Below are 14,786 nucleotides of genomic sequence, written 5' to 3'. Positions count from 1 at the left end.
TGAAAGCTAAAGGCTAAGCCAGAATCATGGGTAAAGCCAGAAGCTTAATCTCCGTGTGAGCCAAGGCATCACTGGATAGGTCAGCAACGCTGACACAAAAGTTACTGAGATCAACAAGGATAGTAGTCCTGGCAAACCCTGTAGCAATGGCCCAAGCAGGGCATTGGCAAGCAAGATTAATGGATAAACTGCTAGGACACCAAGAGCTACCATTTTGTAATAAGCAGGTTGTTGAGGCTTTTGTCCAGTATGGCTTGGCAACATAAACCATAACGCCAGTCCTCCCGGCGATTGCTGGCGCGATCGCGATACCACTAAACCACGAGATTGCGCCATCCAGTTCTTATAGGTGGCTGAAGTAGCCCAGTTTCTAAAATGGGCGTACTGGTCAAATTTCACAATAATGACGTATTCGGAGAACGTATGATCTCTAGGACGAATAATATCGACTCCTAGATAACCTTCAAACTGGCTGGCAGCCTGATTGATACCTTTCGTCCAGGCTTCGTAAGCTTGGACTTGGGCAGGTTCTACGACTTCGGAGATCACTAGCGTGATCGGCTGTGCTTCTGGTTCGACACGATTCATATGCAAACAAGCCAGGGGCAAAAAGCTGAACATGCTGAGGTGTAGCAGCAAAGGAGGGCACCCAACAGTCACTTGAAGCACTTCTCTTGTGCAAACGCTGTGATTTGCCTTGTCACGATCGCCTCAGCCAGCGGCACTAAGCTTCTTGATGGTTAAAGTCCCTTACAGACGTTTTCATTTGGTTTCACCACACCCGCGCCCCTACACCTTGCACCCGTCCTAGAAAGACTGTGGCTTACTCGATCGAGAATCGCTGTAAATTGCAACTCCAGGCTTTTTGATCAACACCATGCACTGGCTTTCTTCACTAAGGGGAGCGATCTACTGCTTCAGATATTGAGTGCAGAACGGCGCTGTTCTGGTCTTGGCACCATGCCATAAGTCTGAACGAGCCAGAACAGCAATCTCTACTTTTGGAGTGTTTTCTGAGCGCGGTGGCGACTCCTACAATATCATCATCAATCGAAGGTAATAACTATGTTTGGATTGCTTTGGGGGCTTGTTGTGGTTCTAGCAGCCTTTTGGCTATTGGGCTTCTCGCTTCATATTGCTGGTGGACTCATTCACCTCTTGCTGGTGCTCGCGATCGCGGTTGCCGTCTACAACTTTGCGATGAATCGTGACGCTCGACAGTAAACACAAGCCTTAAATGTCAAGCAGTTGTGCGTTTTGCGACAGCTTGATGGCACAGCCTTAGCGCCGTGTAGCTAAATTGTTTGCCTGGAACGTACCTGAGAGTTTGTTTCTAGAAGCAGAAGGGCAGATGAAGGTCGTCTTGAGAATAGTAGCCGACGATCACTGAACCTGCCCAGACTCGAAGCACAAAAACGCTTCAGGAGCCCCTGAGCGCTCAAGCAGGAACCGCGCAGCAGAAACAAAACCCCATGCCGCTGGCAAGGGGTACCGACTAGCAGGCCGTCATACCAAATAAGCGAATTAGCTGTTATTTCTTCGCTTTGGCTTTCCCCTTCGTAGCTTTTTCCTCTTTCTCTTCCTTTGCAGGAGCTACTTTTTCCTTAAACAACTTACCTGCCGAAAACGCAGGTACAGTCGTTGCTGGAATCTTGATCGGCTTACCTGTACTGGGGTTGCGCCCTTCGCGCTCCTGGCGTTGACGCGCTTCAAAGGTGCCAAAGCCGACTAGTGTTACTTTGTCTCCAGAAGAGACTGCCTCGATGATGGCATCTACGGCTGCACTGAGTACGGCGTCTGCATCTTTCTTGGTAATTGATGCCTTTGCTGCGATCGCGTCCACTAATTCACTTTTGTTCATGGCATGAGCCTTTAGGATTGTTGATTCAAATGTGTGCCGTGATTATAGTTCAGCTATTTGCAGATGGAGCAATAAATCCACATTCAGTTATTGTTAATTTCTTTATATTCGTATTACCCCTACCCCAACGTATGATTTACTGGCTCGGTGCCAGACAAAATCTTAGGGCAGAAACTGAACCAACCTTACTGCCCATAACGCGATAAACTTCTTGCTTTATGAAGCTAATTTTGTTCTAAAAAGTGGTGTGCCCAGCCAGCATTTTGCGACTGTAAATCCTGCAATCTAGTACGATACTGGCGATCGAGATGTCGTTAGCGATTCCCGAAACTCCTGAAAGAAGCCTGTTTCAGTGCCAAGTGACTGCTCTGCGCGCTCTGTATACAGTCCTACCGCGTCTCTCTTTAACAGTCTTACCGCGCCTCTCTTTATTCGTTCATATTTTTGTAAGTTGCCACTGCCGACGGTGAAATGCGGTTGAGGTAGCGGAAGATCCAGTACTTGAAGATGGTGTCTAAGATCACTGGAAATGTGGCGATAAAGAGAAAGATGAAGCTGTGGTTGGGCGGCAAACCCCAGTGTTTAGATAGCCCCTCTAGCAGCACTTCCCAACCGTGAGGTGAGTGGAACCCCACAAACATATCCGTAAACAAGATAATGACGAAGGCTTTAGCGCTATCGCTCAGGCCGTATACGGTGTCGTCAATAAAAGACTTAAGAATTGCCACATCACGCCGCCTTAGCAGCAGCACGAGCGCGAAGGCCCCTACCGCAAAGAGATCAGCGAAGACGTTTTTGATGGCATCGGAGCTGGTACGGCTGTATTCCAATTTGATCTCTTCAGCTCTTTCCTTCAACTTTTCTTCAATGGCAGCTTCTTGCTCGACTTTGCTCAGTGGCTTGGGCGCTTCACCACTAGAACTGGGTTTACCTTCGCTAGGTTTACCTTCAGATTGACCTTCGTTGGGTGTTGCTTCACCAATGCCACCACGCTCCCCACCGCCCTCATCGGTAAGGCTGGGTGCTTTCCCCAAGAGCAAATCAAACTCTAGTCGTTCTTTAAAGGTTTGCAGTTCTTGGAGTGCTTCTTCTTGAAGCTCAAAGTTTAAGAAGGGTTCAGCGATAGCGGGCGATCGAAAAGCATCGACAACAGGGCCGATCAGGACTGTTTTAGAGATTTGCTCGGTCAGCAAGGGCACAACAATGAGGATAAGTAAAAGGCGGATGGCCGTTTGTGTTTTTACCTTGGTACTCCGAAAGCTCCGTACCACCTGCTGTTCAGCATTTGGGTCTAAATCTCGCTTGATGCGGTTAATGGTGCTGGCAAGGGTTCGAGGTAGCACTCCAGACTTGTCAAAAATACCCGTGCCATCATCATCCAAAGCTGCACCCGATCGCTGGAGTTGCTCAATCGTTTGGCCGTTACTCAAGCGCTGATTGCTCAGATCTCCAGTGGGGCGCACTATTAGCTGAGCTTGTTCGCGTTCAGATAACCGAGGGGCACCATTTGGCTCAACGGGGACAAGCGAGAGCGATTCTGCTGGTTGGGGCTGATAGGTGGCGAGTACATCATCAATAAACTTCAGCTTCTCTAAAATGATGGCCGATCGCTCTTTGTTGGCGAGTGAAGTCACGCCTTTAAGTGCATTGGCAGATCCATCGGTAGTATTAAAGATATATCGACTGGCCTTAAATTCTGATAATCGCAGCGTTGCAATCTTGAGACATTTTTTCAGTTCTGCTTGAAAGACTGCCGCAGAATTGGTGCCGTATTTCTCTGAGTTTTCTGAGATCGGGTTGCCATCAAAATGCTCGTCCTCGATCGACTTAATCATTAAGGCAGCCGCATAGGCTTGATCAAGCGCTCGCTCTGGCGTTTGTTCATACCACTGCCTTATAGAAGAGAGCGACTGCTTCAGCCGCATCCAAATTGTTGTTTGCATGACACAAATAAGTGCAGAATTTTGCCAGGTCTTCAACGCTAGCAATCAAGGTTTGGTAGCCTGGAAGGATAGGGCTTGATCGTCAGACATTAGAGCTACCGCTAAAAGCATTTAGACATAGTAACAAAATCAGTTGAGAGCAATGAGTGACTGGTGAACCAATTTGGGTAACAGGGGCAACGCGCAGCGGCAAAACAACGTTTCTGGTCGATCAGTTTCGTCGCTGGATGCGGTCTGGCGCACGAGGCTGGGTTGATGGTGCGAGTGCGGCTCATCGCGTGGAGAGTCTACAGGGGAAAGATCGTGGTGTTTCGACGACTTCAGCCACTTCATCGATCGCTCGACCTTTGCCTGCGGGTGGGTTTGCGCCTGGAGTGCTGGTGTTGGCGGCGATCGGCGATAACCGCATTGACTTGCTCGATCGTCTGACAGCGGCGACGGAGGGACGCATATCCTTGCACTCTACGACTCCACTGGGCTTCTTTCAGGAAGAGGTGTTGCTGTTTTGGTCGTTGCTCATTCAGCAGCTTGACCTCAAAGCCCAGTTTCCCGTGCGACTGGCACCCGAAAATGAACAGGAATTGGCGACCCAGCTTTGGCGATCGACGTTAGACCGGGTGATCGGGCAGCAGCCAACCATTGTAGAAGGCCGGTTAGTGCGACGGCTACTGGACCTGTTGCAGCTAGCGTCGCTGGCGGGTATTCCCCTCGCTGATGTGCCCGTTATCTTAGACCAGGGACTCAACGGGCAAGTAGACGCACTCCCGCTGCCGGATGCTGAAGTAGGCGACCTGTTGCAGCTCTGGCAGCAGTGGTGCCTGGAACGAGGACTGCTGACCTACGGCATTATTGCGGGGCTGTACTGGCAGCACTTACTGCCCCATCCAGTCTATCAACAGCAGTTGGCACAGCGGTATCAACTGCTGCTGGCAGATGATGTAGATGAGTATCCCGCGATCGCCCGGACGCTCTTCGACACCTTATTAGATGCTGGAGCCAGTGCCATTTTTACCTATAACCCCGATGGCGCAGTCCGTTTGGGTCTGGGTGCTGATCCTGCCTACCTGTCTGGGTTAGCTGATCGCTGCCAGGTAGAAATGCTGACCGATCGTCCAGTCTCTTGTTTAGGCGACACGCTGGATGACGAGATCGTCGCTCTGGCAACTGATCCCATTTTTTTCGCCACCCTGCCAGACAGCGTTCAAACGATTCAAACAACCTCCCGCGCTCAACTGTTAGGCCGTACAGCAGAAATCATCATCGAAGCGGTGCAGACGCAACAGGTACAGCCGCGCGACATGGCGGTGATTGCCCCTGGTGTAGACGCGATCGCTCGCTACAGCCTGACCGAACTACTAGCCAAGCACCAAATTTCGGTTGAGTCGCTTAATGATCAACGTCCTCTTACCAGTTCACCCGTGATTCGGGCATTGTTAACCCTATTGACTCTCGTTTATGCAGGTTTGGGACGACTGGTTGATCGAAATGCGGTGGCGGAGATGTTGGTGGTGTTGAGTCAGGGGATGGGGAATGGGGGACAGGGGATGGGGCATGGGAGACAGGGGACAGGGGGCAGGGGGCAGGGGGCAGGGGGCAGGGGGCAGGAGGTAGATATGACTCAAGACGCTCTTTTATCCTTTAGCCCTTATCCTTCATCCTTCTCGATCGACCCTGTTCGTGCTGGCCTACTGGCTGACTATTGCTTTGTACCGCATCCTGATCGACCCCGGTTGCTGCCCGCTACCACGTTTCCCCGATGGGATCGATTGGGCTATCAGGCGAGTGGGGCTTATCAGGCGATCGTGCAGTGGATTGAAACTCAGCAGAGCCAGTTAGAGCAGCGGTTGATCCCCAATGCGGTGTCGCTGCTCGATCGAGCCATTCAGCACTTTTTGTTTGGGGGTGGCTCCTTGCCATTTGAGCAAGTGTCTGCGCTGCGTCAGTTAATTGAAGCCGCCCAACATTACTGGGAGGTGGATAGCAGACTGCGCCATCGTCAACGCTTCGATGCCCCTGCCTCTATGACGGTGAGTCGATTCATTCAGCTTCTGCAAAGTGGTACTGTGACGGCAAATCCTTACCCTGTACGTCCGATCGGGCCTGCTAGTAATGCGGTGTTGCTGACGAATGTGTTTCAGTATCGCTCTAGTCGTCGTGCCCATCGCTGGCAATTTTGGCTGGATGCTGGCTCACCACGATGGTTGAGTGGCGTCGATTCGCTGTTTGCGGCTCCCCTCTTTTTGCAAGGCTGGTCGGGCCGCGCTTGGACATCAGCCGACACGATGGAGGCCAATGAACGCCGTTTGCGCCGCATTTTGCATGATTTGCTCGGTCGTGTGGGAGAACGCATCTACCTCTGCCACAGCGATCTGGCAACCAATGGGCAGGAGCAAACGGGCGTGCTGTTGTCGCTGGTGAATGCTGCTATACCGTTGGATATGGGTTGATTGGCGAGTTTTACACAGGTAAATCGGCACGCGGGTCGAAGGTTTCGAGTTGGCGGAGCTTTTCGTACAGGTCGCGCTCTTGTGGGCTGGGATCGCGTGGCACCATGATCTGAATTTCGACGATCTGATCACCGCGTCTGCCGCTAGCAGTGGGATAGCCTTTGGAGGCGAGTCGCAGGCGTTGTCCCGTCCGCACACCTGCCGGAATAGTCATTTTCACCAGGCCATCCAGCGTGGGGACTTCCAGCGGCCCACCGAGAACGGCTTCGCTAGGTGTGATGGGGAGCAGGCATTGAATGTCAGAGCCTTCCAGCCGGAAGAAGGGATGGGGTTTCACGATAATTTTGAGGTACAGATCGCCCCCTGCTACGCCCTGACCTTCCAACCGGAGGCGCTGTCCCGTGACCAGTCCCGGCGGCATCTTGACTTCGAGCGATCGCCCATCTTCCAGTCGAATCCGCTCTTGTCCCCCGGTGTAGGCTTTTTCCAGGGGCACTTCTAACCGCGCTTCGGCATCTCGACGAGTCGCACGGGGGACGGTATAACTTGTCTTTGTGGTACCCGGCTGGAAGTAATCGCGGGTACCAGCGCGGGGTGGGGTCGTGTCTTTATTGGCGCGACGATTGAGCAGTTGATCGACAAAGCTATTGAAATCGGCAAACTCCGCGAAGTCTACATCGTCTCCAACGCGATCACTCCTTCCATCCCAACCACGCGACGTTTTGGGCTGTTGACCACCCTTAAAACCCCGCTGCTGCCAGAATTTACCAAACTGATCATACTGAGCGCGCTTCGTGGGATCAGAGAGCACCTCATAGGCTTCATTAATGTCTTTGAACTTCTCTTCTGCCTGCTTGTTGCCAGGGTTCAGATCAGGATGAAACTGCCGCGCCAGTCGCCGAAACTCCTTCTTAATCTCGTCAACGGTGGCATCTTTTGCAACGCCTAAAATGTCGTAATAGTTCCGAAAGTCTTGCATGGAAAGAATATAGTTTTAAGTTTTGAGTTTTGAGTTCTGAGTTTTGAATTTTGGACACTCAAAACTCAGAACTCATCATTCAAAACTGGATTACAGCCATTCATCGTCTTCATCCCAGTTGTCTTGATACAGATTAGGGCGGGCGTTTTTGGGGGGGCGAGAGGGCCGTCGATCGCTGCGATCGCGATCAGCAGGGCGGGAGTCGTAGGAGGGTCGATCGTCACGGGTAGAGCCGCTGTCTTGATAGGAGTCGCGTGGTTCGCTGCGGGGTCTGCTAGAGGGTTGGCTACGACCATCGCTACGTCCACTGTCGCTGCGTCCACTCTCGCCATATCCACTGTCGTTGCGTCCACTATCATAACCGCGCTCATCGTTATAACGAGGACGATCGCTGGGGCGGTCATTCGAGCGAGTATTGGGGCGATCGTCGTCCCAGTCTGAGTTGTCGGAGCGATCGCTGCGAGAAGATCCAGCATCCCGACCACTATAGCGACTGTCGTTCCAAGAGGAACTGCTGGCACTTGTGTCTTGTCCAGCGTATCTGCTGGCGCTGTACCGATCACCAGAATCGCGTCGATCGTTTGAATAGTAAGGGCGGTCACGATTCCAAGAATCAGGTCGTTCCGCAGCCCCGCCGCTATAAGGATTACGGGGGTAGTTAGGACGACGAGGCACACCACCAAAATTATCGTAATCGCGACGATCGTCATCGTAGTAGTCGTCATCGTCATCGGTGAAGAAGCTTTTGATGGCTCCAAACAGACTGTCGCTCTCTTCATCTTCTTTGTTGCGCTGGTAGACTTCGCGGCGGAGATCATACAGAGCATCATCCAGGTCGGCTTTGGCACGATCGATGCCGCGATCGTCGTTGGCGTTGAGCGCTTCCCGCAAGGACTGGATCGCCCGTTCAATCTTAGAGCGGTAGCCACTGACAAACTGCATGCCAAAATCGAGCGTGGCTTCTCGCAGTTGGCGTTCTGCCTGGAAGATTTGAGATTCTGCCTGATTGCGCTTTTCGACTTTTTCTTTCTTCTGGCGATCGGTGTCGGCGTACTCCTGTGCTTCGCGGATCATGCGCTTGACTTCTTCATCGCTCAAAGTAGAGGCATTCTGGACGGTAATGGTTTGTTCGCGTCCGGTAGTGCGCTCCATCGCCGCAACCTGCAAAATGCCGTTTGCATCGATATCGAACGAAACTTGAATCTGGGGTAGGCCGCGCGGTGCTGGAGGAATGCCTGTGAGCTTGAAGCGCCCGATCGATTTGTTGCCTGAGGCCATCTCCCGTTCCCCTTGCAGCACGTGGACTTCTACCAGGGTTTGATTATCTTCTCCAGTAGAGAAAATGTCGGAACGGCGCACCGGAATCGTGGTGTTACGAGGAATGAGCTTTTTCATCACGCCGCCCACTGTCTCTAGCCCCAACGACAGCGGTGTGACATCCAGCAGCAACACATCTTTCACGTCACCCGCCAGAATGCCTGCTTGAATCGCCGCACCAACCGCAACCACTTCATCTGGATTCACGTTCTGATTGGGTTCGCGATCGATCAAACTCTGCACCAACTGTTGAATAATGGGAATGCGAGTAGAGCCGCCCACCAGCACCACTTCATCGATCTGGCTAGGATTCAAGTTTGCATCCCGAATGGCTTGCTTGACGGGATTACGCACACGGCTAATCAGGTCGCTGCACAACCCTTCAAACTGCGATCGGGTTAGGCGCGTTTCCAGATGTTTCGGCCCCTCTTCGGTCGCTGTGATGAAGGGTAGATTGATATCCGTCACGGTGACACCCGATAGCTCGATTTTGGCTTTTTCGGCAGCTTCGCTGAGGCGTTGCAGTGCCTGACGATCGCGCCGCAAATCCACACCCTCCGTTTCTAGAAACTGCTCTGCCAGCCAATCTACAATCTTTTTATCAAAATCATTACCGCCGAGTTGGGTATCGCCACTAGTGGCTTTCACTTCAAACACCCCGTCGCCCACATCCAGAATGGACACATCAAAGGTGCCACCACCCAGGTCAAAGACAAGGATGGTCTGACTCTCACGGCGATCGAGTCCGTATGCCAGCGCGGCCGCCGTTGGTTCATTGAGAATACGCTTGACCTCCAGCCCTGCAATCCGCCCAGCATCCCGCGTTGCCTGCCGCTGCGAGTCGTTGAAATAGGCAGGCACCGTAATCACAGCGTCGGTCACGGATGAGCCGAGATAGCGACTGGCTTCATCTACCAGTTTTTGTAGCACCATCGCCGCAATTTCTTCGGGAGCAAATTCTTTTTGCAAGCGAGGACACTTGAGCTTGATGTTGCCCATGTCATCTTTACGCAAGGTGTAGGGCACACGCTTAGACTCTGGGCTGAGTTCGGCGTACTTGCGACCAATGTAACGCTTCACCGCGTAGAACGTATTTTGTGGGTCAGAAATGGCCTGCCGTCGCGCTAATTGCCCCACCAATCGTTCACCATCTTTGCTAAAGCCAACGACGGATGGAGTGGTTCGCATCCCTTCAGCATTGGCAATCACCACTGCCTTACCGCCTTCCATCACGGCGACAACTGAGTTGGTGGTTCCCAGATCAATGCCGACTACCTTGCCCATGCGTCTCTGATCTCCCGTAAGCTGCTTGCGCGACGTACTGTTATTGATACATTATGTTGAGTTTATTCTATCGCGCTGATGCAACAGACCCGGTAATTGGTGTGGGAGAGGAGGAAGAGTGAGGAGTTGAACCAGTTGTTAGATCGAATACTCTGAATATCATAGACAAAAGCTATAGCTAGCATCTTATGAGTAGACTGGTCGGGTGTGAAATTAATAGCGGTTGTCACATTGTGTGGCAATACAGATTCGGGTGCCCTTACAGATATGTACCGAATCAATACGGAGTTGGGAATTGGAGAGTATCACCAAATAAGTGGGATTGAAGATCGCTTAATTCTTACTAGAAATGAGTTAGAGAAGCTGGAAGCGTAAATCCAAATGCTGAAGGAAGCTGCAACAGCCAATGAGGATAGACAGTTTATTGCGATGGTTGAATCTTTCCGAAACTGTATCGTTACAAACCCAGAGCAAGATCAATTTATTTTTGAGGGCGATCTCTGATAAGTGATTGCGTGATCGCCTAAGTTAAAGTAAGGGACCCAATTGATAACGAGGTCAGGCTGATGACCATTCGACAACCCCGCTACAGCAAAGAAGAGTTTGCTCGACGCGGTGACGAAATTTATGAGTCGCAGGTGCGATCGCAAGTTAAGGAAGGCAATCACGGCAGAATTGTGGCGATCGACATCGAAACGGGAGCTTTTGAAGTCGCAGACGAAATTTTGGAGGCAACCGATCGCTTATTTGAACGACTTCCTGATGCCCAACCTTGGATCGTCCGGATCGGGCATCGTGCTGTTCATCGCTTTGGCGCACGGAGCCTAAGAAAATCCGTATGATGCACGGTGTCGTGAGCTTAAGCTGTGAGGCGATTATTTCGCTGGTTGTGAGCAATACAAATCGTCAGACACGCCTGATTAATGCAGTGGTTGATACAGGATACACAGGATTTCTGAGCCTGCCGCGTGAAATTATTGTTGCTTTGAACTTGTCTTGGACGGGCATCGATCGCGGAACATTGGGCGATGGAAGCGAAGTTACTTTTGAAGTTTATGCCGCAACTGTGATTTGGGATGGGCAATACCGGAATATTCCTGTGAATGAAGCGGAGACTGATCCTTTAGTCGGGATGAGTTTACTGTATGGTTACGACTTGTATATTCGAGCGGTAGAAGGTGGTAACGTCACCATCAAGCCTACTGAGTAGTTGAAGGTTCCTCCATTGAGGCACGGTCTGGCAACGCAGTGGAGCGGACGGAATAGAGTCTTCGCGCTTCGTTTCAGGGTTATTCACCGCCGCTCACCTTAGCCGTTAGTTGTTAGAGAAGAGGGGGAATGTGGAGTAGGGAGTAGGGAGTGGGGCTAAAGGTGAAGCTTTGAGTGTTCGTTGTCCGCTGACTTCTGGCTCCTGACTTCTGGCTCCTTCTAAAAACTTTTCTTGAATGCCCAAAGAGCTATACAACTAAAAACCAACAACTTCTTTACCTTCTGCCTTCTACCCAACGGCTTTTGGAGGGGCTATCAGATCGTGCAGAAAAGAGAGAATGGCGGCATTGACAAATTCTGGTTGACCGCCAGCGGCGTAGTGTCCGCAGTTGAGGATAATTTTGAGGGTGGCGTTGGGTAGGCGATCGCGCAACTGTTCGCCATCGCTAACGGGAAACCAGCGATCCTGGTCTGCCCAGAGAATCAGCGTTGGGCAGGTAACTTGCGGTAGTTTCTCTTGCACCGATCGAATGAGATTGGGCTGTCCCTGTTCCAGTCGCTTGATTTCGCGTGCAGCCAGTTGAAATTCTTCTGCCAGTTTGGTGAGCGTGCCAGGAAACTCGATTTGCGGGTAGGTACTCCAGTAAACGTCATCGATCGTGGCATGAGCGGGATCGGCAATGACTTCTGCCCGTAGAGCATAGACGAGTTGACGGATGACGGGGTCAAGCACTTTGGCAAGACGGAGTTGATCAGCGATTTCAACCAGACCCATCGGGAGATCGGCAAGGAGTCGCATGCCCCAGTTGGGCAACTGTTGCGGGAAGATGGGTACATTCAGGAGCACGAGGCGATCGCACAGTTCTGGGTGGGCCTGAACGGCTGCCAGTGCGACTAGCGCTCCCAGCGATTCTGCCACGATCACAGCAGGTTCATCGCACAAGGCTTGTAGCACTCGCGTTAACTCGATGACCTTATGGTTGGGTTGCTCTGGTTGCAGCGGCTTGTCAGAAAACCCACTGCCTTTGGCATCAAAGCAAATGACGCGAAAGTGCTGTGCTAACGGTGCAATATTGGCGTGCCAGCAATAGCTCCAGCTTGCTACGCCATGAACAAACACCAGCGGCTTACCCGTCCCTTTTTCCCCGTAGGCAATAGCAACGGAGCGATCGTTAGCATCACGGATCATCAGCGTTTGTCGCCCTTTAGGAAACGTTGCTTGCCACCAATCCTGCATGACGACATCCTTATTAAACGACATTGCTTGAATTGGCATGAGCGCGTACTGATTCCAACTCACTTTAGCTTTAGGATAATGGCATCCAACGGCGGTAGCTGGCTATCACACCCGCTCTCTAGACTGACACATCAGGTTGGCACATAGGCACCGATGCAAAATCTCCTCGTCACTGGCGCTAGCGGCTTTTTGGGTTGGAACCTTTGCCAGGTGGCGGCACCTACATGGAAGGTTTATGGCACTTTGTTTACCAGGTCGATCGCCATGCCTGGTACAACGATGCTGGCGATCGACTTGACTGACTTTGCCGCGATACAACGCCTCTTTCAAGACGTGCAACCGGATGCAGTCGTCCATTTAGCTGCACAATCCAGTCCTAACGTGTGCCAGAATCAACCGGAGGAATCGTATCGGCTGAACGTCACTACAGCGGTGAATCTTGCAGGACTGTGCGCCGATCAGTCGATTCCCTTTGCTTTTGCTTCGAGTGAAATGGTCTTTGATGGCTTAAACGCACCCTACAAAGAAGAAGATCCAGTCTCACCCATTAATCGCTATGGTGAGCAAAAAGCTCTCGCTGAAGTGAAAATTCTCGATCGCTACCCTAACGCTGCCATTTGTCGAATGCCGCTGATGTTTGGCGCGGTGCCACCCACTGCCAGTAGCTTTATCCAGCCATTCATCCAAGCGTTGCGATCAGGCAAAGAACTCAAGCTCTTTACAGATGAGATTCGGACACCTGTGAGTGGTACCACAGCGGCGAGAGGCTTACTGCTCGCGCTACAAACGGTACAGGGACGGTTGCACCTAGGCGGCAAAGAACGCGTGTCACGCTACGAATTTGGTTGCTTAATGGCAGCGATTCTCTCACTACCAACCACCAGCATGGTTGCCTGCCGTCAAGAAGATGTACCGATGGCTGCTAACCGCCCGCCCGACCTGTCTTTAGACAGTACTAAAGCGTTTAAGCTCGGCTATGCGCCCCCATCGCTGTGTGCTGAGTTGGAGGCACTAGTGGGCAAGGTGTGATGCAGGACAGGAGGCTGTGGGTAGAAGGGATGAGAGATGAAGGATGAGGAGTGAAGGATGAGGGATGAAGGCTAAAGGCTAAAAAGCTGTAGCTTGCTTCCCGAAGGATAGGCTGACCGCATTGGTAGGGAGTGGGGAATAGGCTAAAGGCTAAAAAGCTGACCGCTGACCGCTAGATCAAAGGCAGAAGGCAAACTCTTGATCAATTAAATTGCTGTAACAGCTATTGACTTAAGTTCTCAACTATTCCTACAATCATCTTGATTTTGATGCAAGCATTTAGCAAACGGAGCGGCGAATCTTTCCAAGGGCTGTTGAGCTGATTTTTTGGCGATTCTTGCTTTTAGCCTCAAGCGGCGGCAGATGCAGATCTGCTTTGAACAGGCAAGTCTTCAATTTTTGCTACGCTCTTGTCAAGCTTGCTCATTTTCTACGTTTTAACGTGTTGATCTTCTAAAACACTGATTTCAAAGGAATTTCCCATGACTCTAGGTCAAAAGCTTTCTTTTGTTGCGGGTGCAGGTGTGCTCATTTTAAGCGGAGTTTTTCTCAATAGTTTGAGTCAAACGGCTCAAGCTGATAACCAGTCGTCGATCGCACAAGATGCGTCAGCGCTTGTGAAGACAACTCTCGCACAAAAACCCCAATCAACCATCAAAATTGCGTTTCCCAGTCGGGCTGACTCCACCGACTTGCAGCGTAAAGCCAATGACGTTGCCCGGTTTTTGTCTCAAGAGTTGAAAACGCCTGTAGAAGCGATCGTGTCGGATGACACCGCAGCCGTTGAAGCCCTGCGAGCCAATCGAGTGGATATGGCGTTTCTCAGTAGCCGTCCGGCTTTAAAGGCAGAGCAATTAGCCAAGGCACGGGTTTATCTGGCGGAAGTACGTCCTAACTACTCTGGGCGCTATACCTACAGTTCGGTCATGGTTGTACGGAAAGACAGCCCACTGTCGAGCAAAGCCAACGCGAAGCAAACACTAGAGCAACTGCGTGGCAAAAAAATGGCGTTTACGTCACCGACTTCCGGCTCAGGATTCATCTTTCCGGTAGGTGCTTTGGTCAAGCAAGGATTGGTACCCAGCCGCGATCGACTGGATGGCTTCTTTCAGCAAGTAACCTATGGGGGTAATTACAGCGGTGCGCTGCAAGCGGTGCTGCGGCGGCAGGCAGATGTGGCAGCCGTCTCAGAATATGCGCTGAAACCGCCCTACATTACAGCAGCAGAAGCAAATCAGTTGCGTCGTCTCTATTCGATTGCAGGAGTGCCAGCGCATGGTGTAGCGATCGATGATGACATTCCAGTGCGTCAGCGGACGCAGATTATCAACGCGTTACTCAAGCTCAACCAACCGGGCAATAACGCACTGCTGAAGAATCTTTACAACTCCACTGAACTGGTGCAAGTCGATCACTCTCGGCACCTCCAACCCATGCGGGATGCACTGCAACAAGTTGGAATCGCACCCTAGTGACCATT

Annotated in this window: 12 protein-coding genes; 6 read left to right on the top strand and 6 right to left on the bottom strand. The window is 51.6% G+C overall.

Translation table 11 applies throughout. The features are described 5' to 3' along the window. Positions 1-24: 24 nt before the first annotated feature. A complete protein-coding gene (locus AC5JLP_RS32660) occupies positions 25-588 on the bottom strand; it encodes an antibiotic biosynthesis monooxygenase (RefSeq protein ID WP_496072043.1) in 564 nt (187 codons plus the stop codon). Positions 589-1,065: 477 nt separating this feature from the next. Between AC5JLP_RS32660 and AC5JLP_RS32655 the strand changes: the two genes are divergently transcribed. Further along, positions 1,066-1,224, top strand: a complete 159-nt coding sequence (locus AC5JLP_RS32655; RefSeq protein WP_496072042.1) for a lmo0937 family membrane protein — start codon at positions 1,066-1,068, stop codon at positions 1,222-1,224. Positions 1,225-1,531: 307 nt separating this feature from the next. On the opposite strand, the gene AC5JLP_RS32650 is transcribed toward AC5JLP_RS32655, so the two are convergent. Both AC5JLP_RS32650 and AC5JLP_RS32645 read right to left on the bottom strand, forming a co-directional pair. Next, the gene (locus tag AC5JLP_RS32650) at positions 1,532-1,879 is read right to left on the bottom strand and encodes an HU family DNA-binding protein (protein WP_496072141.1); all 348 of its coding nucleotides are present in this window, start codon (positions 1,877-1,879) and stop codon (positions 1,532-1,534) included. A 410-nt stretch (positions 1,880-2,289) separates the two neighbouring features. After that, positions 2,290-3,804 carry a proton extrusion protein PcxA gene (locus tag AC5JLP_RS32645; protein ID WP_496072041.1) on the bottom strand — a complete coding sequence of 505 codons (1,515 nt, stop codon included), beginning with the start codon at positions 3,802-3,804 and terminating at the stop codon, positions 2,290-2,292. A gap of 146 nt (positions 3,805-3,950) precedes the next feature. On the opposite strand from AC5JLP_RS32645, the gene AC5JLP_RS32640 reads away from it, so the two are divergent. Next, positions 3,951-6,251, top strand: a complete 2,301-nt coding sequence (locus AC5JLP_RS32640) for a recombinase family protein (RefSeq protein ID WP_496072040.1) — start codon at positions 3,951-3,953, stop codon at positions 6,249-6,251. A 10-nt stretch (positions 6,252-6,261) separates the two neighbouring features. On the opposite strand, the gene AC5JLP_RS32635 is transcribed toward AC5JLP_RS32640, so the two are convergent. Both AC5JLP_RS32635 and dnaK read right to left on the bottom strand, forming a co-directional pair. Further along, on the bottom strand, positions 6,262-7,230 hold the full coding sequence (locus AC5JLP_RS32635; RefSeq protein WP_496072039.1) for a DnaJ C-terminal domain-containing protein: 969 nt from the start codon (positions 7,228-7,230) through the stop codon (positions 6,262-6,264). Between the two features lie 90 nt (positions 7,231-7,320). After that, positions 7,321-9,831 (bottom strand): molecular chaperone DnaK, encoded by a 2,511-nt coding sequence (dnaK, locus tag AC5JLP_RS32630; protein ID WP_496072038.1) that lies wholly within the window; start codon positions 9,829-9,831, stop codon positions 7,321-7,323. A 566-nt stretch (positions 9,832-10,397) separates the two neighbouring features. Here dnaK and AC5JLP_RS32625 point away from each other — a divergent pair. Together AC5JLP_RS32625 and AC5JLP_RS32620 are read left to right on the top strand one after the other, a co-directional pair. Further along, a complete protein-coding gene (locus tag AC5JLP_RS32625) occupies positions 10,398-10,673 on the top strand; it encodes a hypothetical protein (protein WP_496072037.1) in 276 nt (91 codons plus the stop codon). After that, on the top strand, positions 10,670-11,041 hold the full coding sequence (locus tag AC5JLP_RS32620) for a clan AA aspartic protease (RefSeq protein ID WP_496072036.1): 372 nt from the start codon (positions 10,670-10,672) through the stop codon (positions 11,039-11,041). The genes AC5JLP_RS32625 and AC5JLP_RS32620 overlap by 4 nt, the downstream gene beginning before the upstream one ends. A gap of 288 nt (positions 11,042-11,329) precedes the next feature. Here the strand turns inward: AC5JLP_RS32620 and AC5JLP_RS32615 are convergent, their stop codons facing one another. Next, on the bottom strand, positions 11,330-12,316 hold the full coding sequence (locus tag AC5JLP_RS32615) for an alpha/beta fold hydrolase (protein ID WP_496072035.1): 987 nt from the start codon (positions 12,314-12,316) through the stop codon (positions 11,330-11,332). 114 nt (positions 12,317-12,430) lie between these two features. Between AC5JLP_RS32615 and AC5JLP_RS32610 the strand changes: the two genes are divergently transcribed. Both AC5JLP_RS32610 and AC5JLP_RS32605 read left to right on the top strand, forming a co-directional pair. Further along, positions 12,431-13,306: an SDR family oxidoreductase gene (locus tag AC5JLP_RS32610; RefSeq protein ID WP_496072034.1), complete on the top strand. Its 876-nt coding sequence runs from the start codon at positions 12,431-12,433 to the stop codon at positions 13,304-13,306. A 482-nt stretch (positions 13,307-13,788) separates the two neighbouring features. Beyond that, on the top strand, positions 13,789-14,778 hold the full coding sequence (locus AC5JLP_RS32605) for a phosphate/phosphite/phosphonate ABC transporter substrate-binding protein (RefSeq protein ID WP_496072033.1): 990 nt from the start codon (positions 13,789-13,791) through the stop codon (positions 14,776-14,778). Positions 14,779-14,786 lie beyond the last annotated feature (8 nt).

It is taken from the genome of Stenomitos rutilans (assembly GCF_059505485.1).
This window is presented reverse-complemented; position numbering and strand designations above follow the sequence as displayed.

What these genes read in the sequence shown, in the direction of transcription:
- AC5JLP_RS32615 (WP_496072035.1), bottom strand. Translation starts at nt 12,316, where the DNA reads ATGCCAATTCAAGCAATGTCGTTTAATAAGGATGTCGTCATGCAGGAT.
- AC5JLP_RS32610 (WP_496072034.1), top strand. Translation starts at nt 12,431, where the DNA reads ATGCAAAATCTCCTCGTCACTGGCGCTAGCGGCTTTTTGGGTTGGAAC.
- AC5JLP_RS32635 (WP_496072039.1), bottom strand. Translation starts at nt 7,230, where the DNA reads ATGCAAGACTTTCGGAACTATTACGACATTTTAGGCGTTGCAAAAGAT.
- AC5JLP_RS32605 (WP_496072033.1), top strand. Translation starts at nt 13,789, where the DNA reads ATGACTCTAGGTCAAAAGCTTTCTTTTGTTGCGGGTGCAGGTGTGCTC.
- dnaK (WP_496072038.1), bottom strand. Translation starts at nt 9,831, where the DNA reads ATGGGCAAGGTAGTCGGCATTGATCTGGGAACCACCAACTCAGTTGTC.
- AC5JLP_RS32645 (WP_496072041.1), bottom strand. Translation starts at nt 3,804, where the DNA reads ATGCAAACAACAATTTGGATGCGGCTGAAGCAGTCGCTCTCTTCTATA.
- AC5JLP_RS32625 (WP_496072037.1), top strand. Translation starts at nt 10,398, where the DNA reads ATGACCATTCGACAACCCCGCTACAGCAAAGAAGAGTTTGCTCGACGC.
- AC5JLP_RS32655 (WP_496072042.1), top strand. Translation starts at nt 1,066, where the DNA reads ATGTTTGGATTGCTTTGGGGGCTTGTTGTGGTTCTAGCAGCCTTTTGG.
- AC5JLP_RS32660 (WP_496072043.1), bottom strand. Translation starts at nt 588, where the DNA reads ATGAATCGTGTCGAACCAGAAGCACAGCCGATCACGCTAGTGATCTCC.
- AC5JLP_RS32620 (WP_496072036.1), top strand. Translation starts at nt 10,670, where the DNA reads ATGATGCACGGTGTCGTGAGCTTAAGCTGTGAGGCGATTATTTCGCTG.